We start from the raw sequence: 22,553 nt of genomic DNA, 5'->3' as shown, positions 1-22,553 counted from the left end.
GCTAACCTACCAAACACTTGTTAGGGAAGAAGCGGCAGCAGACGAGCAGCGGCAGCAGACCGGGAGGGACGGGGCGTATGGATCTCGCCGTCACGCAGGAGGACGACGCCTTCCGCGCCGAGGCCCGCGCCTGGCTCGCCGCACATATGCCGCGCACTCCCCTGCCGTCCCTGGAGACGGCCGAGGGCTTCGCCGCGCACCGCGTGTGGGAGGCCGAACTGGCCGCGGACCGCTGGTCGGCGGTGAACTGGCCGGCGGAGTACGGCGGCCGGGACTCGGGGCTGATCCGGTGGCTGCTGTTCGAGGAGGAGTACTGGGCGGCGGGCGCGCCCGGACGCGTCAACCAGAACGGGATCAGCCTCCTGGCGCCCACCCTCCTCGACCACGGCACGCGCGAGCAACGCGCGCGTGTGCTGCCGCCGATGGCGGCCGGCGAGGTGGTCTGGGCGCAGGCCTGGTCGGAGCCGGAGGCGGGCTCCGACCTGGCCGCGCTCCGATCGAGGGCGGTCCGCGCGGACGGCGGCTGGCTGCTGAGCGGCCAGAAGACCTGGTCCTCCCGCGCGGCCTTCGCCGACCGCGCCTTCGGCCTGTTCCGCAGCGATCCGCAGGCCCCGAGGCCCCACCAGGGCCTGACCTACGTCATGTTCGACCTGCGCGCCCCGGGCGTCACGGTCCGCCCGATCGGCCGGCTGGACGGCAGGCCGGCGTTCGCCGAGCTGTTCCTGGACGAGGTGTTCGTGCCGGACGAGGACGTGATCGGGGAGCCCGGCGCGGGCTGGCGGATCGCGATGTCCACGGCGGCCAACGAGCGCGGCCTCACCCTGCGCTCCCCCGGCCGCTTCCTCGCCGCCGCCGACCGGCTGCACGCCCTCTGGCAGGCGCAGGGCAGCCCCGCCGCGGCGGCGGACCGGGTCGCCGACGCGCTCATCGGCGCACGCGCCTACCAGCTGTTCACGCAGGCGGCCGCGTCCCGTTTCCTGGCGGGGATACGGCTCGGCCCGGAGTCCAGCCTGAACAAGGTCTTCTGGTCGGAGCTCGACATCGCGCTGCACGAGACGGCACTCGACCTCCTCGGCGAGGAGGGCGAGCCGGGCGACACCGACTGGGCGGAGGGCTATGTGTTCGCCCTCGCCGGGCCGATCTACGCGGGGACGAACGAGATCCAGCGCGACATCGTCGCCGAGCGCCTGCTCGGCCTGCCGAAGGGACGCCGCTGATGCGTTTTCTCCTCGACCCCGAGCAACGGGCGTTCGCGGACTCCCTGAACGCCCTGCTGACGGCGGCCGACACACCGGGGGTGATCCGGGAGTGGAGCCGCGGCGAGCACGCGCGCGGGCGCGCCCTGTGGTCCCGGATCGCCGAGGCCGGCGTGTTCGCGCTGGCGGTGCCGGAGGCGTACGAGGGTCTCGGGCCGCGGCCGGTGGAACTCGCCGTCGCCTTCGTCGAGCTGGGACGCCACGCGGTGCCGGGGCCGCTGGCGGAGACGGTGACGGCGGCGGCCCTGATCCGGGAGCCGGGCCCGGCGAAACGGCTGCTGCCCGCGCTGGCCTCGGGCGAGTCGATGGCGACGGTGGCGTACGCGGGGTCGTACGCGCCGGACGGCGACGCGGCGGACGTCCGGCTGTCGTTGGCCCCCGACGGTCTGCGCCTCGCCCCCGGTCACGACGCCGTACGGCCCTCCCTGGACCCGGCGCGGCGGCTCACCCGGCTCGCGCCGGGCGGGGAGCTCCTCGCCGTCGGCCCGCCCGTGTCGCAGGCGCTGCTGTGGGCTCGGCTGGCGACCGCCGCGCAGGCCCTCGGCGTCGGACTGGCGCTGCTCGACCGGACGGTGGCGTACGTCGGGCAGCGCACGCAGTTCGGGGCGCCCGTCGGCTCGTTCCAGGCCGTGAAGCACCGGCTGGCCGATGCGAAGATCGCGCTGGAGTTCGCCCGGCCGCTGGTGTTCGGGGCCGCCGTCACGATGAGCGCGGCGGATGTCGCCGCGGCGAAGGCGAGCGCCTGCGAGGCGGCCTACCAGGCCGCCCGTGCCGCGCTCCAGCTGCACGGCGCGATCGGCTACACGGCGGAGTACGACCTGTCGCTGTGGCTGACCAAGGCCCGCGCCCTGCGCACGGCGTGGGGCACACCGGCGCAGTGCAGAGCCACCGTGCTCGCCGCCCGCACATGACGGTCGGGCGGTCGGGAGCCGATGCGGTCAGGCGGTCACCTTGGCGATGAAGGCGGCGAGGTTGGCGACGGTCCGCGCGATCTTCTCCTCCAGCGTGAGCGTCTCGTGCAGCCGCGCGCCGATGCCCGCGTCCCGCTTGCCGCGCACGTACAGCGAGCAGGCGAGGTCGCTGCAGATGTAGGCCCCCACCGAGTTGCCCTGCTGGCCGGCCCGCCCGGCCTTCGGCGCGACCAGCAGCGAGACGCCGCCGGAGTGGGTGGTCAGGCACATCGTGCACATGCTGCGCCGGGACTGCCCGACCGCGCCCGGCGAGGCCCGTAGGGCGAGCGCTTTCAGGTCGCCGTCCAGTTCGGCGACGAGGTAGGCGCGGTCGGGGGCCTGGGGGTCGCGCCAGCCGAGGTAGTCCAGGTCGTCCCACGGGCTCTCGGCCAGGTCGCGCGGCACGGACAGACGCTTGGCCTCGCCCTTCGTGCAGTTCACGAAGGCGGCGCGGATCTCTTGCTCGGTCAGCGGCTTCATAAGCATGAGGCTAAGTTGCCTAAATCTTTTAGGCAAATGCATAATGAATTCAGGCTGATGAAGGCTGATGCAGGCTGTTGAAGGGACGACGACCATGGGGCGCGTAGGGCTGACCACGGACCGCCTGGTCCGGGCCGGAGCGGAGTTGGCCGACGAGGTCGGCTTCGACGAGGTGACCGTCTCGGCGCTCGCCAGGCGGTTCGACGTCAAGGTCGCGAGCCTGTACTCGCACGTGAAGAACTCCGACGACCTCCGGACCCGGATCGCCCTGCTCGCCCTGGAGGAGCTCGCCGACCGGGCCTCCGACGCGCTGGCGGGCCGGGCCGGCAAGGACGCCCTGACCGCGCTGGCCAACGTCTACCGCGACTACGCCCATGAGCACCCCGGCCGCTACGCCGCCGCGCAGCTCAGACTCGATCCGGAGACGGCCGCCGCGAGCGCGGGCGGGCGGCACGCGGAGCTGACCCGGGCGATCCTGCGCGGCTACGACCTCACGGAACCGGACCGCACGCACGCGGTCCGGCTGCTCGGGAGCGTCTTCCACGGGTACGTCAGCCTGGAGCTGGGCGGCGGCTTCAGCCACAGCGCCCCCGACACGGACGAGACCTGGACCCGGGTCCTGGACGCCCTGGACGCCCTGCTGCGCAACTGGCCCGCAGCATGAGCGGCACGAGCGGTGCGGCCGAGCACGAGTGGATCACCACACCCGTCACCGCCGAGCTGCTGCGCGGCGCGCTCGACGTGGAGCGCACCACGCACGGCGTGCTGCCGCACCGGCTGCCCGCACGCGCGCGTGCCCAGTGCGCCGACCCGCAGCTCGCGATGGCCGAGTCCCAGCCCTCGGGCGTGCGGCTGGTCTTCCGCAGCGCCGCCACCGCCGTCGAGCTGACGGCCCTGCCCACCCGGCGGATCTATGTGGGCGCGCCGCCCAGGCCGGACGGCGTGTACGAGCTGCTCGTGGACGGCCGCCGGGCCGGACAGGCCGGCGTGACGGGCGGCGGCCGCACGGTGACGATCGACCTGGCCGCGGGCACCACCGAGCTCCGGGCCGGGGAGCCCGGCGTCGTCCGCTTCGCCGGACTGCCCGAGGGCGTCAAGGACGTCGAGATCTGGCTCCCGCACAACGAGACGACCGAACTGCTCGCCCTGCGCACCGACGCCCCCGTCGAGCCCGCCCCGCCCAGCGGCCGCCCGGTCTGGCTGCATCACGGCAGCTCGATCAGCCATGGTTCGGACGCCGTGCTCCCCACGGCCGTCTGGCCCGCGCTCGCCGCGTCCCTCGGCGGAGTGGAGCTGATCAACCTGGGCCTGAGCGGCGGCGCCCTGCTCGACCCGTTCACCGCCCGGGCGCTGCGGGACACCCCGGCCGATCTGATCAGCGTCAAGCTCGGCATCAACGTCGTCAACACCGATCTGATGCGGCTGCGGGCGTTCGGGCCGGCCGTCCACGGCTTCCTCGACACCGTCCGCGAGGGCCATCCGACCGCGCCGCTGCTGGTCGTCTCGCCGATCCTGTGCCCGATGCACGAGGAGACGCCCGGCCCGACCGCCCTGGACTTCACCGCCGTCGCCGAGGGCCGGCTGTGGTTCCAGCCCATGGGCGACCCGGCCGAAGTCGCGCACGGGAAGCTGACCCTGCGCGTCATCCGCGCGGAACTGGCCCGGATCGTGGCCCAGCGCGCGGCCGACGACCCGAACCTGCACTACGTCGACGGCCGCGATCTGTACGGCGAGGCCGACGCCGCCGAGCTGCCGCTCCCCGACGGCCTGCACCCGGACGCGGCCGGCCACCGGCGGATCGGCGAGCGCTTCGCGCAGCGGGTGCTCAGTGCCCATGTCCTCCCGAGTGCCCGGACCCGCTCGTGAGTTCGCGGTACTCCTCCGGCGTCGGCTTGGGGACGTGCGTGTCCTGACCGAACATGGCCCGCGCCAGCCGGGCCCGCACCCGCTGGGCGGCGGTGACCGGCCGGCGCACGCCGTTGTGGTCGACGAGCGGCCCGATCGCGTACGGCGGTTCCTGCTCGTGCTGGGTGAGGGTGAACAGCTCGGCCTGGCCCAGGGGCTCATGGACCTCGACGTACTCGCCGTGCGGCAGGCGCTTGATGGTGCCCGTCTCGCGGCCGTGCAGGACCTTGTCGCGGTCCCGGAGCTGCAGTCCCAGACAGATCCGCTTGGTCACCATGAAGGCGAGGACGGGGCCGGCGAACACGGACACCCGGACGAACCAGGTGATCGCGTTGATGGACAGATGCAGATGCGTGGCCACGATGTCGTTGCCGCCGCCGATCAGCAGCACCGCGTACAGGGTGAGCCAGGCCACGCCGAGGCCGGTGCGCACGGGCGCGTTGCGCGGCCGGTCGAGGATGTGGTGTTCCCGTTTGTCGCCGGTGATCCAGGCCTCGATGAACGGATAGAGGCCGATGGCGAGCAGGATCAGCGGGAACAGCGAGAACGGGATGAGGACGCCCAGTGCCAGGGTGTGGCCCCAGGCGTTGATCTCCCAGCCCGGCATCACCCGGATCAGCCCCTCGGAGAAGCCGAGGTACCAGTCCGGCTGCGCGCCGGTGGTGACCAGGTCCGGCCGGTAGGGGCCGAACGCCCACACGGGGTTGATGCTGGCGACGCCGCCCATCAGCGCGAGCACGCCGAAGACCAGGAAGAAGAACCCGCCCGCCTTCGCCATGTAGACCGGCATGAAGGGCATGCCGACCACGCTCTTCTGGTCGCGTCCGGGCCCGGGGTACTGGGTGTGCTTGTGGAAGAACACCAGGATGAGGTGGGCGACGACGAGCCCCAGCATGATCCCCGGCAGCAGCAGCACATGGATCGGGAAGAACCGCGCGATGATGTCGTGCCCCGGGAACTCCCCGCCGAAGAGGAAGAACGAGAGGTACGTCCCGACGATCGGGATGGACAGGATCGCGCCGTCGGCGAACCGGACGCCGGTGCCGGACAGCAGGTCGTCGGGGAGGGAGTAGCCGGTCAGACCGGTGAGGATGCCGAGGAACAGCAGGGTCCAGCCGAACAGCCAGTTGATCTCGCGCGGCTTGCGGAACGCGCCGGTGAAGAACACCCGCATCATGTGCACGAGCATGCCGGTGACGAAGACGAGCGCCGCCCAGTGGTGGATCTGCCGGATCAGCAGCCCGCCGCGCACATCGAAGCTGATGTCCAGCGTCGACTCGTACGCCCTGGTCATCGTGATGCCCTGGAGCGGGACGTAGGAGCCGTTGTAGACGACCTCGGCGCTGCTCGCCTCGAAGAACAGGGTGAGGTAGACGCCGGTGAGGATCAGGACCAGGAAGCTGTAGAGGCAGATCTCGCCCAGCATGAAGGACCAGTGGTCCGGGAACACCTTGCGCAGGTTGGCCTTGGCCACCGCGTACAGCCCGAGCCGGCTGTCCGCCCAGTCGGCGACCTTCTCACCCTTGCCGGGCTCGCCTCGCCGTCTCGAACTCCCGTCGTCCGCCGCGTGGTTCACCGCTTGCGCACCGTCGCTCATAGCTGGTCGTCCTCCCCGTCGGATCATCCTCAGGGTGGCACGGCGGCGCGGCTGAGCCAACGGTGCGGACAGCGGAGATCGCCGTTATGGCCTAAGGCCGACGACCGCCGTCCGGCCGTGCGCGTGCAGCAGCGCGTTCTCCCCGGTCAGCAGGACGGCGTCATGGCGCCCGAGCCGCACTCCGCGCCCGCCCTCACCGGCCTCCACATCGACGTCCGCGTCGGCTTCGAGGGAGACGATCAGGGCGTGCGCCGCCCGCAGGGCGAGCCGGCCGCGGACGACGGCGACGGTCGGGGCCGGCGCGCCCCGGCGCCACATCACGTTGAGGTTGACGACGGGCCCGTCGAGCAGCCGGCAGTCGGTGGGCACGTCGCCGGGGAAGTCCTGGGGCGCGTAGCGGGTGTCCACGAGCCGTCGCCGCCCGCCCAGGGTCAGGTCCATGCCCGCGCCCTCGACCAGGGTGAGGGTCCGTTCCACCTCGGGGAACGCGGAGAACGGCCCGTCGGCCGCGACCTCGGCGAGGCTGACGCGCCAGGCGAAGTCGGCCATGCCGGCGCCCGCCGGGGAGACGGCGAGCTCACGGGTCACCCCGCCGCCGTTCTTCCAGGCCACGGCCGCGCGGTCGGCGGCGGGCAGCAGGACGCTCATCGGGCGATCCCCTGCGCCCGGGCGGCCACCAGCCACTTCGGGAACTCCCCCACCAGCCGGTCGTACAGTTCCGCGTCCGGCATCTTCGCCGGTTCCGGACCCGCGTGGAAGAAGCCGGCGTTGTCGACCGCGCGCTTCGTCGGCACGGGCAGCTCGTCGAGCTTGCGCAGGAAGTCGAACTGTTTGCTGCCCCGGTCGCCGAAGCCGATGAACTGCCAGAACAGCGGCAGTCTGGACGCCTTGCAGAGGTAGCGTTCCGCGGCGAGCTTGTTGATGGGGCCGCCGTCGGTCTGGAAGACGACGAGCGCGGGCTGTCGCGACCCGCTGTCGAGATAGTGGTCGATGACGGCGTCCATGGCGAGGTGGTAGCTGGTCTTGCCCATGTGCCCGAGCCCGGCCACGATGCGGTCCACCCGGCCCTGATGGTCGGCGAGGGCGATGTCGGTGACGGCGTCGACGTCGGTGGAGAAGAAGACCACCGGCACCCGGCCGTCGTCGTCGAGGTGCGCGGACAGCCCCAGCACCCGGTCGGCGAGCGCCTGGACACTGCCGTCCTGGTAGAACGGCTTCATCGACCCCGAGTAGTCGACGACGAGGTAGACGGCGGCCCGCTGCCCGTCCAGGCCGTGCTTGGTGAGAGACACCCCGGCGCTCTTGTACAAGTCGACCAGCGCGGGTGCGGTCTCCTGGACCTTGGTGAGACTGATCGCGACCATGGCCGACAGCCTCCCACACCCCTTCGTCACGCCTTCCATTCGCCTATTTGTTCGTTCATCAGCTAATTAGGATGGAATGACAAGGAACACGACATTCCGGCCTTAGGGTGTGCGGCATGAAACGTGCCGCCGTCCTGGTCTGCGCCGCCGTCGCCTCGACGGCGTGCCTCTTCACTCCCGCCCGGCCCGCCCAGCCGACCACCGGCATCGTGGCGACGAGCGAGGTGCGGGCCACCCCGCCGAGCCTCGCCGCCCCGGCGCAGAAGGAACTGGCCCAGCAGATCGTGGCCAGCGCCGAGAACGGCACCCTGAACTGGCGCAGCGCATACGCCTACATCGAGGACATCGGCGACGGCCAGGGGTACACGGCGGGCCTGATCGGCTTCTGCACCGGCACCCACGATCTGCTCACCCTGGTCGAGCGCTACACCCGCGACCATCCGGGCAACGCCCTCGCCCGCTATCTCCCCGCCCTGCGCCGCGTCGACGGCACCGCCTCGCACGCCGGTCTGGACCCGGGTTTCCCCGCCGCCTGGCGGACCGAGTCGGCGGTGCCCGCGTTCCGGGCCGCCCAGGACAAGGAGCGCGACCGCGTCTACTTCAACCCGGCGGTCGGCCGCGGCCGGTCCGACGGCCTGGGCGCGCTGGGCCAGTTCGTCTACTACGACGCCCTGGTCTTCCACGGCCCCGGCCCGGGCCCGACCAGCTTCGACGGCATCCGCGCGCGGGCCGTGCAGCAGGCCCGCACCCCCGCCCAGGGCGGCGACGAGGCCGCCTACCTGAACGCCTTCCTCGACGCCCGCCGCCGCGCCATGCTGAGCCGGCACCCCGGCATCGACACCTCCCGCGTCGACACGACCCAGCGCCGCTTCCTGCGCGAGGGCAATCTGGAACTGCAGCCGCCGCTGCAGTGGCAGATGTACGGGGAGACGTACCAGGTGCGGTAGCGCTCCGCTGCAGGTGCCGTGATGTGCCGTCGTTTCGCTGCGGCGCCGTTGTGGCTGGTCGCGCAGTTCCCCGCGCCCCTTCGGGGCGCTGCCGCACCGCAGCCGACTTCGCCCGGCCCGCTTCGCCCCAGGTTCCCGGCACTCGGTTCCTGCGGCGCCGTCGTGGCTGGTCGCGCAGTTCCCCGCGCCCCTTTGGGGCGCTGCCGCAGCCGCGACGGCGCCTGCCCGGTCGTCCGGTCGGGGACTGTTGGGCAGGCGCTGTCCGTGTTCCGCACGCCTTTGTGCGGGACGTATGGGGGCCCTGGTCGGCGGGGCCGTCAGACCATCAGCGAGCGGTCCGTCGGGCGGATCGGGGCGGGCAGCTCGCTGGCGCCCGTGAGGAACCGGTCGACACCGCGGGCGGCCGAGCGGCCCTCGGCGATCGCCCACACGATGAGCGACTGGCCGCGGCCCGCGTCACCGGCGACGTACACGCCGGGCACGTTGGTCTGGAAGTCGGCGTCGCGGGCGATGTTGCCGCGCTCGTCGAGCTCCAGGCCGAACTGCTCCACCACGCCGTTCTCCCGGTCGGTGCCGGTGAAGCCCATCGCGAGGGTGACCAGCTGGGCGGGGATCTTGCGCTCCGTGCCCGGCTTCGAGGTCAGCTTGCCGTCGACGAACTCGACCTCGCTGAGGTGCAGCCACTGGACGTTGCCGTCCTCGTCGCCCTCGAAGTGGGCGGTGGAGACGGAGTAGACCCGCTCGCCGCCCTCCTCGTGGGCCGAGGTGACCTTGTACAGCGTCGGGAAGGTCGGCCACGGCTGGTGCGACGGGCGGTCCTCGCTCGGCTGGGGCATGATCTCCAGCTGGGTGACCGAGGCCGCGCCCTGGCGGTGGGCGGTGCCCACGCAGTCCGCGCCGGTGTCGCCGCCGCCGATGACCACGACGTGCTTGCCCTCGGCCGAGATCGGGGGCGCCACGAAGTCGCCCTCCTGGACCTTGTTGGCCAGCGGCAGGTACTCCATGGCCTGGTGGACGCCCTTGAGCTCCCGGCCGGGGACCGGCAGATCACGGGCGGTGGTGGCGCCGGCCGCGATGACGATCGCGTCGTAGCGCTTCTTCAGGTCGGTCGCCTTGAGGTCGCGGCCGATCTCGATGCCGGTGCGGAAGCGGGTGCCCTCCGCGCGCATCTGCTCGATACGGCGGTTGATGTGCCGCTTCTCCATCTTGAACTCGGGGATGCCGTACCGCAGGAGGCCTCCGATGCGGTCCGCGCGCTCGTAGACGGCGACGGTGTGACCGGCCCGGGTCAGCTGCTGGGCGGCGGCGAGGCCCGCCGGGCCCGAGCCGATGACCGCGACGGTCTTGCCGGAGAGGCGCTCCGGGGCCTGGGGGGCGACATCGCCCGTCTCCCACGCCTTGTCGATGATCGAGACCTCGACGTTCTTGATGGTGACGGCCGGCTGGTTGATGCCGAGCACGCACGCCGACTCGCAGGGAGCCGGGCACAGCCGCCCGGTGAACTCCGGGAAGTTGTTCGTGGCGTGCAGCCGCTCGGAGGCGTTCTGCCAGTCCTCGCGGTAGGCGTAGTCGTTCCACTCGGGGATCAGGTTCCCCAGCGGACAGCCGTTGTGGCAGAACGGGATGCCGCAGTCCATGCACCGGCCGGCCTGCTTGCTGATGATCGGCAGCAGCGAGCCGGGGACGTAGACCTCGTTCCAGTCCTTCAGACGCACGTCGACGGGACGGGACTTGGCGACCTCACGGCCGTGGTTCAGGAAGCCCTTCGGGTCAGCCATTGGTCGCCGCCTCCATCATCTTCTCGGTGATCTCGGACTCGGAGAGTCCCGCCTGCTCGGCGGCGTCCTTGGCGGCGAGCACTGCCTTGTACGTGCTGGGGATGATCTTGCTGAAGCGCTCGACGGCCGTGTCCCAGTCGGCGAGCAGCTTCTCGGCGACCGTCGAGGCGGTCTCCTCGGCGTGCCGGCGCACCACGTCGTGCAGCCACTGCTTGTCGCTGTCGTCCAGCGTCTCGACCGCGCCGAGGTTGCCGGCGTTGACGTTGTCGCGGTTCAGGTCGATCACATAGGCGACGCCGCCCGACATGCCGGCCGCGAAGTTGCGGCCCGTCTCGCCGAGGACCACCGCGTGACCGCCGGTCATGTACTCGCAGCCGTGGTCGCCCACGCCCTCGGAGACGACCGTCGCGCCGGAGTTGCGGACGCAGAACCGCTCGCCGGTGCGGCCACGCAGGAACAGCTCGCCGCCGGTCGCGCCGTAGGCGATGGTGTTGCCCGCGATCGTCGAGTACTCGGCGAGGTGGTCGGCGCCCCGGTCCGGGCGGACGACGATCCGGCCGCCGGAGAGGCCCTTGCCGACGTAGTCGTTCGCGTCGCCCTCCAGGCGCAGCGTGACACCGCGCGGGAGGAAGGCGCCGAAGGACTGGCCGGCCGAGCCGGTGAAGGTGATGTCGATGGTGTCCTCGGGCAGGCCCGCACCGCCGAACTTCTTCGTCACCTCATGGCCGAGCATGGTGCCGACCGTGCGGTTGATGTTGCGGACCTTGACCTGGGCGCGCACCGGCTGGGCGTCGGTCGCGGAGTCGGCGGCGAGGGCGTCGGCGGCGAGCTTGATGAGCTCGTTGTCGAGCGCCTTCTCCAGTCCGTGGTCCTGGGCGATGACCTGGTGCAGGGCGGCGCCCTCGGGCAGCGCGGGCACGTGGAAGAGCGGGGCCAGGTTGAGGCCCTGCGCCTTCCAGTGGTCGACGGCGCGCTCGACGTCGAGGACCTCGGCGTGGCCGACGGCCTCCTCGATCGAGCGGAAGCCCAGCTCGGCCAGCAGTTCGCGGACTTCCTCGGCGATGAACTTGAAGAAGTTGACGACGTACTCGGCCTGGCCGGCGAACCGGTCGCGCAGCACCGGGTTCTGGGTGGCGATGCCGACGGGGCAGGTGTCCAGGTGGCAGACGCGCATCATGACGCAGCCGGAGACGACGAGCGGCGCGGTCGCGAAACCGAACTCCTCGGCGCCGAGCAGCGCGGCGATGATCACGTCACGGCCGGTCTTGAGCTGGCCGTCGGTCTGCACGACGATGCGGTCGCGCAGGCCGTTGAGCAGCAGCGTCTGCTGGGTCTCGGCGAGGCCGAGCTCCCAGGGACCGCCCGCGTGCTTGAGGGAGGTGAGGGGCGAGGCGCCGGTGCCGCCGTCGTGGCCGGAGATCAGCACGACGTCCGCGTGCGCCTTGGACACACCCGCGGCGACGGTGCCGACGCCGACCTCGGAGACCAGCTTCACGTGGATCCGCGCCTGCGGGTTCGCGTTCTTCAGGTCGTGGATCAGCTGGGCGAGATCCTCGATGGAGTAGATGTCGTGGTGCGGCGGCGGGGAGATCAGACCGACACCGGGGGTGGAGTGCCGGGTCTTGGCGACCCACGGGTAGACCTTGTGGCCGGGCAGCTGGCCGCCCTCGCCGGGCTTGGCGCCCTGGGCCATCTTGATCTGGATGTCGTCCGCGTTGACGAGGTACTCGCTGGTGACGCCGAAGCGGCCGGAGGCGACCTGCTTGATGCTGGAGCGGCGCGCCGGGTCGTACAGCCGGTCCGCGTCCTCGCCGCCCTCGCCGGTGTTGGACTTGCCGCCCAGCTGGTTCATCGCGATGGCGAGCGTCTCGTGCGCTTCCTTCGAGATGGAGCCGTACGACATGGCGCCGGTGGAGAAGCGCTTGACGATCTCGGAGACCGGCTCGACCTCGTCGATGGAGATCGCTTCGCGGCCGCTGCTGAAGCCGAAGAGGCCGCGCAGCGTCATCAGCCGCTCGGACTGCTCGTTCACCCGGTCCGTGTACTGCTTGAAGACGTCGTAGCGGGCCGTGCGCGTGGAGTGCTGGAGGCGGAAGACCGTCTCCGGGTCGAACAGGTGCGGCTCGCCCTCGCGGCGCCACTGGTACTCGCCGCCTATCTCCAGGGCACGGTGGGCCGGCGCGATGCCGCTGGCCGGGTAGGCCTTGGCGTGGCGGGCGGCGACCTCCTTGGCGATGACGTCGATGCCGACGCCGCCGATCTTGGTGGCGGTGCCGTTGAAGTACTTCTCGACGAAGGCGTCGTCGAGACCGACGGCCTCGAAGACCTGGGCGCCGCGGTAGGAGGCGACCGTGGAGATGCCCATCTTGGACATGACCTTCAAAACGCCCTTGCCGAGCGCGTAGATCAGGTTGCGGATCGCCTGCTCGGGCTCCATGCCGTTGAGGAAGGTGCCCGCGCGCAGCAGGTCCTCGACCGACTCCATGGCCAGGTACGGGTTGACGGCGGCGGCGCCGAAGCCGATCAGCAGGGCCACGTGGTGGACCTCGCGGACGTCGCCGGCCTCGACCAGGAGGCCCACCTCGGTGCGCTGCTTGGTGCGGATGAGGTGGTGGTGGACGGCCGCGGTGAGCAGCAGCGAGGGGATCGGCGCGTGCTCGGCGTCCGAGTGGCGGTCCGACAGGACGATGAGCCGGGCGCCGTTGTCGATGGCGGCGTCGGCCTCGGCGCAGATCTCCTCGATGCGGGCGGCGAGGGATTCGCCGCCGCCGGAGACCCGGTACAGGCCGGAGAGCGTGGCGGCCTTGAAGCCGGGCATGTCGCCGTCGGCGTTGATGTGGATGAGCTTGGCCAGCTCGTCGTTGTCGATCACCGGGAACGGCAGGGTGACGGTCCGGCAGGACGCGGCGCTCGGTTCGAGCAGGTTGCCCTGCGGGCCGAGGGAGGAGCGCAGCGAGGTGACGAGCTCCTCGCGGATGGCGTCCAGCGGCGGGTTGGTGACCTGCGCGAACAGCTGGGTGAAGTAGTCGAAGAGCAGCCGGGGGCGCGCGGAGAGCGCGGCGATCGGCGAGTCGGTGCCCATGGAGCCGAGGGGCTCGCCCGCGGTCTTGGCCATCGGCGCGAGGATGATGCGCAGCTCTTCCTCGGTGTAGCCGAAGGTCTGCTGGCGGCGGGTGACCGAGGCGTGCGTGTGCACGATGTGCTCGCGCTCGGGCAGGTCGACGAGCTCGATCTCGCCGGCCTCCAGCCACTCCGCGTAGGGCTTCTCGGCGGCGAGGCCGGCCTTGATCTCGTCGTCCTCGATGATGCGGTGCTCGGCGGTGTCGACGAGGAACATCTTGCCGGGCTGGAGGCGGCCCTTGCGGACGACCTTGGCGGGGTCGATGTCGAGGACGCCGACCTCGGAGCCGAGGACGACGAGGCCGTCGTCGGTGACCCAGTAGCGGCCGGGGCGCAGGCCGTTGCGGTCGAGGACCGCGCCGACCTGGGTGCCGTCGGTGAAGGTGACGCAGGCCGGGCCGTCCCAGGGCTCCATCATGGTGGAGTGGAACTCGTAGAACGCGCGCCGGGCGGGGTCCATGGAGTCGTGGTTCTCCCACGCCTCCGGGATCATCATGAGCACGGAGTGCGGCAGTGAGCGGCCGCCGAGGTGGAGGAGTTCGAGCACCTCGTCGAAGGACGCCGAGTCGGAGGCGTCCGGCGTACAGACGGGGAAGATCCGCTCGATGGACTTCTCGTCCGTCCCCCCGAACAGGTCGGAGACGAGCTGCGACTCGCGGGCGCGCATCCAGTTGCGGTTGCCCTTGACGGTGTTGATCTCACCGTTGTGCGCGACGAAGCGGTACGGGTGCGCGAGCGGCCACGACGGGAAGGTGTTCGTGGAGAAGCGGGAGTGGACGAGCGACACGGCCGAGGCGAAGCGGCGGTCGGACAGGTCCGGGAAGAAGGGCTCGAGCTGGCCGGTGGTCAGCATGCCCTTGTAGACGATCGTGCGGGCGGAGAGCGACGGGAAGTACACGCCGGCCTCGCGCTCGGCGCGCTTGCGCAGCACGAACGACTTGCGGTCGAGGTCGATGCCCTGGCTGGAGCCGTCCGTGACGAACACCTGCCGGAAGGCGGGCATCGTGGAGCGGGCGGTCGCGCCGAGCAGTTCGGGGGCGACGGGGACCTCGCGCCAGCCGAGAACGGTGAGGCCCTCGTCGGCGGCGATCGTCTCGATCTGTGAGACGGCGCTCTGAAGGCCGTCCTCCGGGAGGAAGGCGATGCCGACGGCGTAGTGACCGGCCTCGGGGAGTTCGAATTCGGTCACCGCGCGGAGGAACGCGTCCGGGACCTGGGTCAGGATGCCCGCGCCGTCGCCGGAGTCGGGCTCGGAGCCGGTGGCGCCGCGGTGTTCGAGATTGCGCAGAACGGTGAGCGCCTGCTCGACCAGCGTATGGCTCGCCTCGCCGGTGAGGTTGGCCACGAAGCCGACGCCGCAGGCGTCGTGCTCGTTACGGGGGTCGTACATACCCTGCGCGGCAGGGCGAGCATCCATGAAGGACCAGTTCTGGCCATTCGCGGAATGCTGGGACGGCTGGCGCGGCGTACGCATCGGCTCTCCCGTCGTCGTCTCAAGTGGCTGTGGATTCCTCCCAGGCCCTCGGGGCTCTGGGGGAGCTGCTTGCGAAGGGACGACGTTGGCCCTCTGCGAGTGCAAAATTTCACGCAGGTTACATGATGGAGCGGTTCTCGGGAACCGGATACTCCGTTCCAACATGCGGACGCCACGGGCGCAGACAGGGGTGTCTCGCACATGGCTGAAAGTATGTGGGGACCGAACGGGACGAGATCGATCAGATCGGCGTCTTCCGGTCCGGAAGGCGAGGGGAGCGGCGTCACTCACCCCGCGAGTGCGCCGCAGGCGTCATTGCCCACAGCGCTTACGGCTCATGCCCGCTGGTTAAGCAGCCGAAACCAGTCAGTAACGACTACTTATGCGGCCCAACGCATAAGTAGCATCCGATCTATCCTACGGCCCCTCCCCGCAAGCTGCCCAGGGCGTACGTCACACCGGCGCGAGCAGCCCGGCCGGCCTTGGTGAGGCCGCCCCAACCTGCGGCTTTACCTTCGATCGCTCATTCGATCAAGGCCCTGCACAAATGTCGACCGGGTGACATGAAGAGGTTTCAGGCTGAGGTCAACCGCCGATGGTGGGACACATCCGCAAAGGGTTCCGCGCCCGTGCGGGACCCCCGAAGGAGAGGCCGCGCATGCCATCGATCCGTGAACGGGCCCGCGGCGCCCTGCTCGGCCTCGCCGTGGGCGACGCCCTGGGCGCCCCCGCGGAGAACATGAAGCCGTCACAGATCCGCGCCCGCTGGGGCCGCATCACGGGCTATGTCACCGACCGGCCGGCCGGCACCGACGACACCGAGTACGCGATCTTCTCCGGTCTGCTGCTCGCCCGCCACGGCTCCGCGCTCACCCCCGCCCATGTGGAGTCGGCCTGGCACCAGTGGATCGCCGACCTCGACGAGGGCCCCTTCCGCGGCGCCGGCTTCAGCGAACGCGGCACTCTGGAGAACCTCCGCCGCGGCCTCGCGGCGCCCATCTCGGCACAGCACCGGCACGCCTGGAGCGACGGCCTGGCCATGCGCGCGGCGCCCTTCGGCGTCTTCGCCGCGGGCCGCCCGGCGGAGGCCGCCCGGCTCGTCGCGATCGACGGCGCGGTGAGCCACGACGGCGAGGGCATCTTCGGCGGCCAGGCGGTCGCGGCGGGAGTCGCGGCGGCGATGGCGGGCGCGTCGACGATGGCGGTGGTGGCCGCGGCCCTGGCGGTGGTCCCCGAGGACTCCTGGACGGCACGTTCCCTGCGCCGCGCGGTGGCCGTGGCCCACCGGGGCGAACGCGCGGTCCGCTCCGCCGTCGTCATCGGCGGCTACCCCTGGACCGACCTGGCCCCCGAGGCCGTCGCCCTCGCCTTCGGCGCGTACGCGGCAGCCGACGGCGACTTCCGCGAAGCCGTCCTCACCGCGGTGAACATGGGCCGCGACGCGGACACGACGGCCGCGGTGGCCGGCGCGCTGGCCGGCGCCGCCCGGGGCGTCGCCGCGATCCCGGCGGACTGGGCGGCCGCCATCGGCCCCGCCCGCGGCAGCTGCCTCCCGTCGATGGCCGGCCACCACGTCCTGGACGTGGCGGAGCTGCTGGTGCCCGAAGAGGGCGGGAAGTGGGGCGAGGGAATGATCGCGGAGGAACTCGTACCGAGCCTGATGGGCCACGCCGGGGCGGAGGCACGACCGTGAGGCCGCCGGGACCGTGGGACGAGGGCATGTCGGCGGGAACGGCGACGGCGCACCCGATCACCGCGACGGACGCCGACGACGCAACCGCCGTCGTCAGCACCGCCCCACCGGTGGGTACGGGCCGCAACGACCGGGCCGAAGGCGCGGCGCAGGCCGTGGAGTCCGCGCGCCCGCGGCACGCGCGCCGCATCGAAGGCCTGCTGCTGGGCCTCGCCGCGGGCGACGCCGCCGGCTGGCCCGCCGCCCGCCACCGAGCCGCCCGCATGCCCGAGTGGACCCGCCGCCTCACCCGCGAACTCGACACCTTCGCCGAGCACAACGCGACGACCACCCTCCCCGTCCCCATCGCCCTCAACCAGCCCCCCGAACCGCTGCGCCTGGGCCCCTCCGACGACGCCGAATGGGCGGCGTTCGCCGCGGAGGCGGTCCTGCGGGCAGGCGACGACACCGCCCTCGGCGACCTCAGCAGGGCACGCCGGATGCGCGCCGCGATCGACCTCGCCTGGAACGCCCTGGCCAGCGAGGTCGCCGCGGCGGCGGACCGCGCCCCCGAGATCGAGTCCGCCGTCCTCCCGCTGCGCGCCCGGATCTCCGTCCGGGCCGGCCTCGGCAACCTCGCCGCCGGACTGCGGCCCCCCGCCACCGGCCACGACAACCCCCACTACTTCGACGACGCGGCCTGCGTACGCGCCTGCGTCCTCGCGGTGGCCCACCCCGGCGACCCCCGACTCGCCGCCGAACTCGCCGAGTTCGACGCCCGCTACACCCAGGACGGCGACGGAGTGCACGGCGCCCGCGCCATGGCGGCGGCCCTCGCGCTGGCCCTGGTCGGCGCGGACCCCGAAGCCTGTGTGACGGCGGCGCTCGCCGAACTCCCCGAGCACACCGAGATCGGCCGCAACGCCCGGCACGCGCTCAAGCTGGCCCACGACGCCGACAGCGCCTTCACGCTCATCCCCCTGCTGGAACACGAGATCGTCGACCACGTCTACAGCTACGGCATCGCGGCGGCGGAGACGGTCCCGGTGGCCCTCGCCCTGGTGACGGCGTCCCACGGCCGGATCTCCGAGGCGGTGCCCGCGGCGGCCTGTCTGTCCCGGGTCGCGGACTCGGCCCCGGCCCTCGCGGGCGCGCTGACCGGCGCGTTGGGCGGCGGCGCCGCGATCCCCGCCTCGTGGCGGGACAGCTGCGGCGCCCTCTCCGGCTGCGTGCTGCCCCGGCTCACCGGAACGGATCTGGTGGAACTCGCCGAACTCCTGGAAGCCACACAACCGGCCCCACCAGGAGGATGATTCGGTCTATGAGCCCCAAACCACAAGAAAGCGACGGCGTACCCCTCGCCGAGCGCATCACCGGCGCCCTGGTCGGCGCGGCCGTCGGCGACGCCCTCGGCGGCCCCGTCGAGGGCTACTCCCCCGAGCAGATCGTCGAACGGCACGGCGGCCGGGTCCACGGCGTCGTCGGCCCCTGGAACGGCGACGACTGGCGCACCGCCCGCCCCATCGCCCCGTACCACAAGGGCGACGGGCACGTCACCGACGACACCTTGATGACCCATGCGCTGATCAGGGTCTACGCCACGGTCCGCGACCACCTCGACGCCTACGCGATCGCCGACCACCTGGTCCCGGACCTGATGACGACCCCCCGCTGGATCCCGGAGCTGGAGGCCGAGGCGCTCCCCCTCCAGCGGATCTTCCTGGCGGAGAAATGGCTGGTGACAAGAGTTCACTACGGCCACGCCGACCCCCGCGAGGCCGGCGTCGGCAACATCGTCAACTGCGGTGCGGCGATGTACATGGCCCCCGTGGGCCTGGTCAACGCGGCCGATCCGGCGGGCGCGTACGCCGAGGCGCTGGACATCGCGGGCGCCCACCAGTCGTCGTACGGCCGTGAGGCGGCAGGCGTCTTCGCGGCGGCGGTGGCGGCCGCGTGCGCTCCGGGCGCGACGGCGCGGTCGGTCGTGACGGCCTGTCTCGCCCTGGCGAAGGACGGCACCCGCACGGCGATCGAGCAGGTCTGCGAAACGGCGTCCCGCCACACCGACTTCGAGTCCGCGCTCGTCCCGCTGCGGGAGGCGGTCGCGCCGTACGACACGGTGGGCCCCGACTACCGTCGGCCCTCCCTGGCCGCCCGCCGCCCCTCCCGCGTGCACGCCATCGAGGAACTCCCCATCGCCCTGGGCATGTTGCTGGTCGCGGACGGCGACTACCGGCAGGCGGTCCTCGGCTCGGTGAACTACGGCCGCGACTGCGACTCGATCGCGACGATGGCGGGGGCGATCGCCGGCGCCCTCGGCTCGCCGGTCCCGGAGGACTGGTCGAAACAGGTCGCCGAGGCCAGCCGGCTCGACCTCTGGCAGCCGGCGGCGACGCTCACCGAGGTCGCCCGCGAGGTCTTCGACCGCGACACCGAGCGCCACCGCACCCGTGAGCAGGCGTTCCGCGCCCTCGGAGGCCCGCGATGCTCCGACTGACCTGGGTCCAGCCCGAGGACCTCCTCGGCCACGAACTGCGCCAGGCCGCCGAGGACGGCCGCGAGCCATGGGCGATCGCCGCCCGTTGGAAGGCGGCGGGCGGCTGCGAACCGCCGCCCCGAGCGGGCGCCTCCCCCCACCGCGTCTCCCGCTATCTGCGGCTCCTCGCGGAAGACCTGCTGGACGAACTGGCCGACCTGCCCAGCAGATTGACGGACGACGAGCCGACCGAACTGGTGCAGATCAGGGCCCTGTGCCCACAGTGGCCGAGCCCGCCCGACGGCGATGGAGCCCCCTCCCCGTCCCGGCTGGAAGCCGCCTGGCTGGGCCGGGCCGTCGGCTGTCTGCTCGGCAAGCCCGTCGAGAAACTCCCCCTCGACGCCATCCGCGACCTCGCCCGCGCCACCGGCAACTGGCCGCTGAGCTCCTACTTCACCGCCCGGGGAGTCCCGCAGCCGCTGCTCGACGCCCACCCCTGGAACCGCCGCTCGGCGCCCACCACCCTCGCCGAGAACATCGACGGCATGCCCGAGGACGACGACCTCAACTACCCGCTCCTCAACCTCCTCCTGCTGGAGCGTCACGGCAGCCGCTTCACCACCGCGGACGTCGCCCGGCTCTGGCTGGACGAACTCCCCGCGGGCCGCACCTTCACCGCCGAACGCGTCGCCTACCGCAACCTCCTGGACGGCATCGAGCCCCCGCAGACCGCCCGCTTCCGCAACCCCTTCCGCGAATGGATCGGCGCGCTGATCCGCGCCGACGTCCACGGCTGGACCAACCCCGGCGACCCGGCCGCCGCGGCCGAGCAGGCCCACCGGGACGCCGTCCTCACCCACACCGCCAACGGCGTCTACGCGGCGATGTTCACGGCGGCCGCCATCGCCACGGCAGCCACCGGCGCCCACGACGTCCACGCCTGTCTGCGCACCGGACTGAGCGTCGTCCCACCCCGTTCCCGCCTCGCCCGGGCCGTCGCCCACGCCGTCCGACTCGCCGAGGAACACCCCGACTTCGACACGGTCGTCGACGAACTCCACGCCGCCCACAAGACCGCCCACTGGGTGCACGCCGTCCCCAACACCGCCCTGATCGCCGCCGCCCTCACCCACGCGGACGGCGACTTCACCGGCTCCATCTGCCGTGCGGTGTCCGGGGGTTGGGACACCGACTCGAACGGCGCGACGGCCGGCAGCATCGCCGCCCTCCTCACCGGCGACCCGGCCGCCCTCCCCGAGCAGTGGACGGCCCCCCTCAAGAACCGGCTGGCCACCTCCGTCGCCGACTTCAACGGCGTCGGCTTCGACGCCCTGGCCCAGCTCACCTGGTCCCTCACCCACCGGGAGGCTTCCCAGCCATGACCGCGTCATGACCGACACCACCACCGAGACCACCACCACAACGACCAACGAGAAGACCGCTCCCCTGCACGGCGTGCGCGTGCTCGACCTGGCCACCCTCTTCGCCGGCCCCCTCGCCGCCACCATGCTCGGCGACTTCGGCGCGGAGGTCGTCAAGGTCGAGCACCCCACCCGGCCCGACCCGTCCCGAGGCCACGGCCCGTCCAAGGACGGGGTGGGCCTGTGGTGGAAGCTCCTGGGCCGCAACAAGCGCACGATCACCCTGAACCTCTCCAAGCCCGGCGGCCGGGCCACCCTCCTGCGGCTCGCCGCCACCGCCGACGTGATCATCGAGAACTTCCGCCCCGGCACCCTGGAGAAGTGGGACCTCGGCTGGGAGGAACTGTCGGCGGCCAACCCCCGCCTGGTCCTCGCCCGCGTCACGGCCTTCGGCCAGTTCGGCCCCTACGCGCACCGCCCCGGCTTCGGCACCCTCGCCGAGGCGATGAGCGGATTCGCCGCGATCACCGGAGAACCCGACGCCTCCCCCACCCTCCCGCCGTTCGGCCTCGCCGACTCGATCGCGGGCCTGGCCACCGCCTACGCCGTCATGACGGCCCTCGCCGCACGCGAGCGCACCGGCGAGGGCCAGGTCGTCGACATGGCGATCATCGAGCCCATCCTGACCGTCCTCGGCCCCCAGCCCCTCTGGTACGACCAGCTCGGCTACGTCCAGGCCCGCACCGGCAACCGGTCCGCCAACAACGCCCCGCGCAACACCTACCGCACGGCCGACGGCAGTTGGGTCGCCGTCTCGACCTCGGCCCAGTCGGTCGCGGAGCGGGTGCTGCGGCTGGTCGGCCGCCCCGAGCTGATCGACGAGCCCTGGTTCGCGACCGGCGCGGACCGGGCCGCCCACGCCGACGTCCTCGACGAGGCGGTCGGCGCCTGGATCGCCGCCCGCAGCCGCACCGACGTCCTCGCCGCCTTCGAGAAGGCCGAGGCCGCGATCGCCCCGATCCAGGACGTCCGGGACGTGATGACCGACCCCCAGTACCAGGCCCTCGACACCATCACCGCGGTGGACGACCCGGAACTGGGCCGGATCCGTATGCAGAACGTCCTCTTCCGGCTCTCCTCGACCCCCGGCGCGATCCGCTGGACCGGCCGCCCACACGGCGCCGACACCGAGACCGTGCTGACGGAGCTGGGCCTCACCCCGACCGAGCTGAGCGCCCTGCGCACCGAGGGCGCCCTATGACGGCACCCCCTCTGACCTGGCTCTACGTCCCCGGTGACCACCCAGCTACCGTCACCAAGGCCCTTGCCTGCGGCGCCGACGTCGTCATCATCGACCTGGAGGACGCGGTCGCCCCGGACCGTAAGGAGTACGCCCGCACGGCCACCGCCGAACGCCTGTCCGAACCCCAGCCGGTCCCGGTCCACGTCCGGGTGAACGCCCTGGACACCCCGTTCGCCGCAGCGGACGTCCGCACGATGGCCGCCCTCCCCGGGGTCTCCGGCCTGCGTCTGCCCAAGGTGACCTCCCCGCACCAGATCACCCGGGTCGCCGAGACCGCGCCCCGCACCGACGCCGGGGCCACCCCGCTGCACGCCCTGCTGGAAACAGCCCTCGGCATCGAACACGCCTTCGCCATCGCGTCCGCCCACCCCTCCCTGCGCGGCATCGCCCTCGGCGAGGCGGACCTCCGCGCCGACCTGGGCGTCCGCGAGGACGCCGGCCTCGACTGGTCCCGCTCCCGCGTGGTCGTCGCCGCCCGGGCCGCCGGCCTCGCACCCCCACCCCAGTCGGTCCACCCCGACATCCGCGACCTGGACGGCCTGGCCACCAGCTGCGCCCACGGCCGCACCCTCGGCTTCCTGGGCCGCGCCGCGATCCACCCCCGCCAGCTCCCGATCATCGAACGGGCCTACCTGCCCACCCAGCAGGAGCTGGAGGACGCCGAGACGATCGTCAAGGCCGCAGCCACCGACCAGGGCGCCCAGGCCCTCCCGGACGGCCGCTTCATCGACGCGGCAGTGGTGGCCACGGCCCACCGCACCCTCTCACTGGCCCGCACAGCGCCTAGCACGTAGCACCTGAGCGGGGTCGGGCGAAGTCAGCTGCGGTTCGGCAACGCCCTGAAGGGGCGCGGGGAACTGCGCGACCAGC

At 72.3% G+C, this 22,553-nt stretch carries 17 protein-coding genes; 11 read left to right on the top strand and 6 right to left on the bottom strand.

Annotation, left to right across the window (positions count from 1 at the left end; all coding sequences use genetic code 11):
• Nucleotides 1–77: 77 nt before the first annotated feature.
• Complete coding sequence (locus ACWCPF_RS30310; protein WP_451048283.1) at nucleotides 78–1,217, top strand: acyl-CoA dehydrogenase family protein; 1,140 nt, start codon at nucleotides 78–80, stop codon at nucleotides 1,215–1,217.
• The gene (locus tag ACWCPF_RS30305) at nucleotides 1,217–2,167 is read left to right on the top strand and encodes an acyl-CoA dehydrogenase family protein (RefSeq protein WP_451048282.1); all 951 of its coding nucleotides are present in this window, start codon (nucleotides 1,217–1,219) and stop codon (nucleotides 2,165–2,167) included. The genes ACWCPF_RS30310 and ACWCPF_RS30305 overlap by 1 nt, the downstream gene beginning before the upstream one ends.
• Before the next feature lie 27 nt (nucleotides 2,168–2,194).
• Here ACWCPF_RS30305 and ACWCPF_RS30300 read toward each other — a convergent pair whose 3' ends face one another.
• Nucleotides 2,195–2,686: an FBP domain-containing protein gene (locus ACWCPF_RS30300; RefSeq protein WP_451048281.1), complete on the bottom strand. Its 492-nt coding sequence runs from the start codon at nucleotides 2,684–2,686 to the stop codon at nucleotides 2,195–2,197.
• Nucleotides 2,687–2,780: 94 nt separating this feature from the next.
• On the opposite strand from ACWCPF_RS30300, the gene ACWCPF_RS30295 reads away from it, so the two are divergent.
• Both ACWCPF_RS30295 and ACWCPF_RS30290 read left to right on the top strand, forming a co-directional pair.
• Nucleotides 2,781–3,350, top strand: a complete 570-nt coding sequence (locus ACWCPF_RS30295; RefSeq protein WP_451048318.1) for a TetR/AcrR family transcriptional regulator — start codon at nucleotides 2,781–2,783, stop codon at nucleotides 3,348–3,350.
• Complete coding sequence (locus ACWCPF_RS30290) at nucleotides 3,347–4,552, top strand: GDSL-type esterase/lipase family protein (protein ID WP_451048280.1); 1,206 nt, start codon at nucleotides 3,347–3,349, stop codon at nucleotides 4,550–4,552. The genes ACWCPF_RS30295 and ACWCPF_RS30290 overlap by 4 nt, the downstream gene beginning before the upstream one ends.
• Here the strand turns inward: ACWCPF_RS30290 and qcrB are convergent.
• The 3 genes from qcrB to ACWCPF_RS30275 form a co-directional block, all read right to left on the bottom strand.
• Nucleotides 4,512–6,188 carry a cytochrome bc1 complex cytochrome b subunit gene (gene qcrB, locus ACWCPF_RS30285; protein WP_451048279.1) on the bottom strand — a complete coding sequence of 559 codons (1,677 nt, stop codon included), beginning with the start codon at nucleotides 6,186–6,188 and terminating at the stop codon, nucleotides 4,512–4,514. The genes ACWCPF_RS30290 and qcrB overlap by 41 nt on opposite strands.
• 84 nt (nucleotides 6,189–6,272) lie before the next feature.
• Entirely contained in the window at nucleotides 6,273–6,836 is a 564-nt protein-coding gene (locus ACWCPF_RS30280) for a HutD/Ves family protein (protein ID WP_451048278.1), read from the bottom strand.
• Entirely contained in the window at nucleotides 6,833–7,552 is a 720-nt protein-coding gene (locus ACWCPF_RS30275) for a vWA domain-containing protein (RefSeq protein WP_451048277.1), read from the bottom strand. The genes ACWCPF_RS30280 and ACWCPF_RS30275 overlap by 4 nt, the downstream gene beginning before the upstream one ends.
• A 116-nt stretch (nucleotides 7,553–7,668) precedes the next feature.
• Between ACWCPF_RS30275 and ACWCPF_RS30270 the strand changes: the two genes are divergently transcribed.
• On the top strand, nucleotides 7,669–8,499 hold the full coding sequence (locus ACWCPF_RS30270) for a chitosanase (RefSeq protein ID WP_451048276.1): 831 nt from the start codon (nucleotides 7,669–7,671) through the stop codon (nucleotides 8,497–8,499).
• A gap of 317 nt (nucleotides 8,500–8,816) precedes the next feature.
• Here ACWCPF_RS30270 and ACWCPF_RS30265 read toward each other — a convergent pair whose 3' ends face one another.
• Nucleotides 8,817–10,277 (bottom strand): glutamate synthase subunit beta, encoded by a 1,461-nt coding sequence (locus ACWCPF_RS30265; protein ID WP_451048275.1) that lies wholly within the window; start codon nucleotides 10,275–10,277, stop codon nucleotides 8,817–8,819.
• Entirely contained in the window at nucleotides 10,270–14,871 is a 4,602-nt protein-coding gene (gene gltB, locus ACWCPF_RS30260; RefSeq protein WP_451048274.1) for a glutamate synthase large subunit, read from the bottom strand. Before gltB ends, ACWCPF_RS30265 begins: the two co-directional genes overlap by 8 nt.
• Before the next feature lie 658 nt (nucleotides 14,872–15,529).
• On the opposite strand from gltB, the gene ACWCPF_RS30255 reads away from it, so the two are divergent.
• From ACWCPF_RS30255 to ACWCPF_RS30230, 6 genes are read left to right on the top strand one after another with little or no spacing between them, the layout of a single operon-like run.
• Complete coding sequence (locus ACWCPF_RS30255; protein WP_451048273.1) at nucleotides 15,530–16,564, top strand: ADP-ribosylglycohydrolase family protein; 1,035 nt, start codon at nucleotides 15,530–15,532, stop codon at nucleotides 16,562–16,564.
• Entirely contained in the window at nucleotides 16,561–17,856 is a 1,296-nt protein-coding gene (locus ACWCPF_RS30250; RefSeq protein ID WP_451048272.1) for an ADP-ribosylglycohydrolase family protein, read from the top strand. The genes ACWCPF_RS30255 and ACWCPF_RS30250 overlap by 4 nt, the downstream gene beginning before the upstream one ends.
• Nucleotides 17,857–17,864: 8 nt before the next feature.
• Entirely contained in the window at nucleotides 17,865–19,040 is a 1,176-nt protein-coding gene (locus ACWCPF_RS30245; protein WP_451048271.1) for an ADP-ribosylglycohydrolase family protein, read from the top strand.
• Nucleotides 19,028–20,401 (top strand): ADP-ribosylglycohydrolase family protein, encoded by a 1,374-nt coding sequence (locus ACWCPF_RS30240; RefSeq protein WP_451048270.1) that lies wholly within the window; start codon nucleotides 19,028–19,030, stop codon nucleotides 20,399–20,401. Before ACWCPF_RS30245 ends, ACWCPF_RS30240 begins: the two co-directional genes overlap by 13 nt.
• A 7-nt stretch (nucleotides 20,402–20,408) precedes the next feature.
• Nucleotides 20,409–21,641, top strand: a complete 1,233-nt coding sequence (locus ACWCPF_RS30235) for a CaiB/BaiF CoA transferase family protein (RefSeq protein ID WP_451048269.1) — start codon at nucleotides 20,409–20,411, stop codon at nucleotides 21,639–21,641.
• Nucleotides 21,638–22,477 (top strand): HpcH/HpaI aldolase/citrate lyase family protein, encoded by an 840-nt coding sequence (locus ACWCPF_RS30230; RefSeq protein WP_451048268.1) that lies wholly within the window; start codon nucleotides 21,638–21,640, stop codon nucleotides 22,475–22,477. Before ACWCPF_RS30235 ends, ACWCPF_RS30230 begins: the two co-directional genes overlap by 4 nt.
• Nucleotides 22,478–22,553: the final 76 nt, after the last annotated feature.

It is taken from the genome of Streptomyces sp. NPDC001858 (assembly GCF_053594615.1).
Note: the sequence above shows the minus strand (reverse complement) of the source record. Positions and strands in the feature narration are given on the sequence as shown.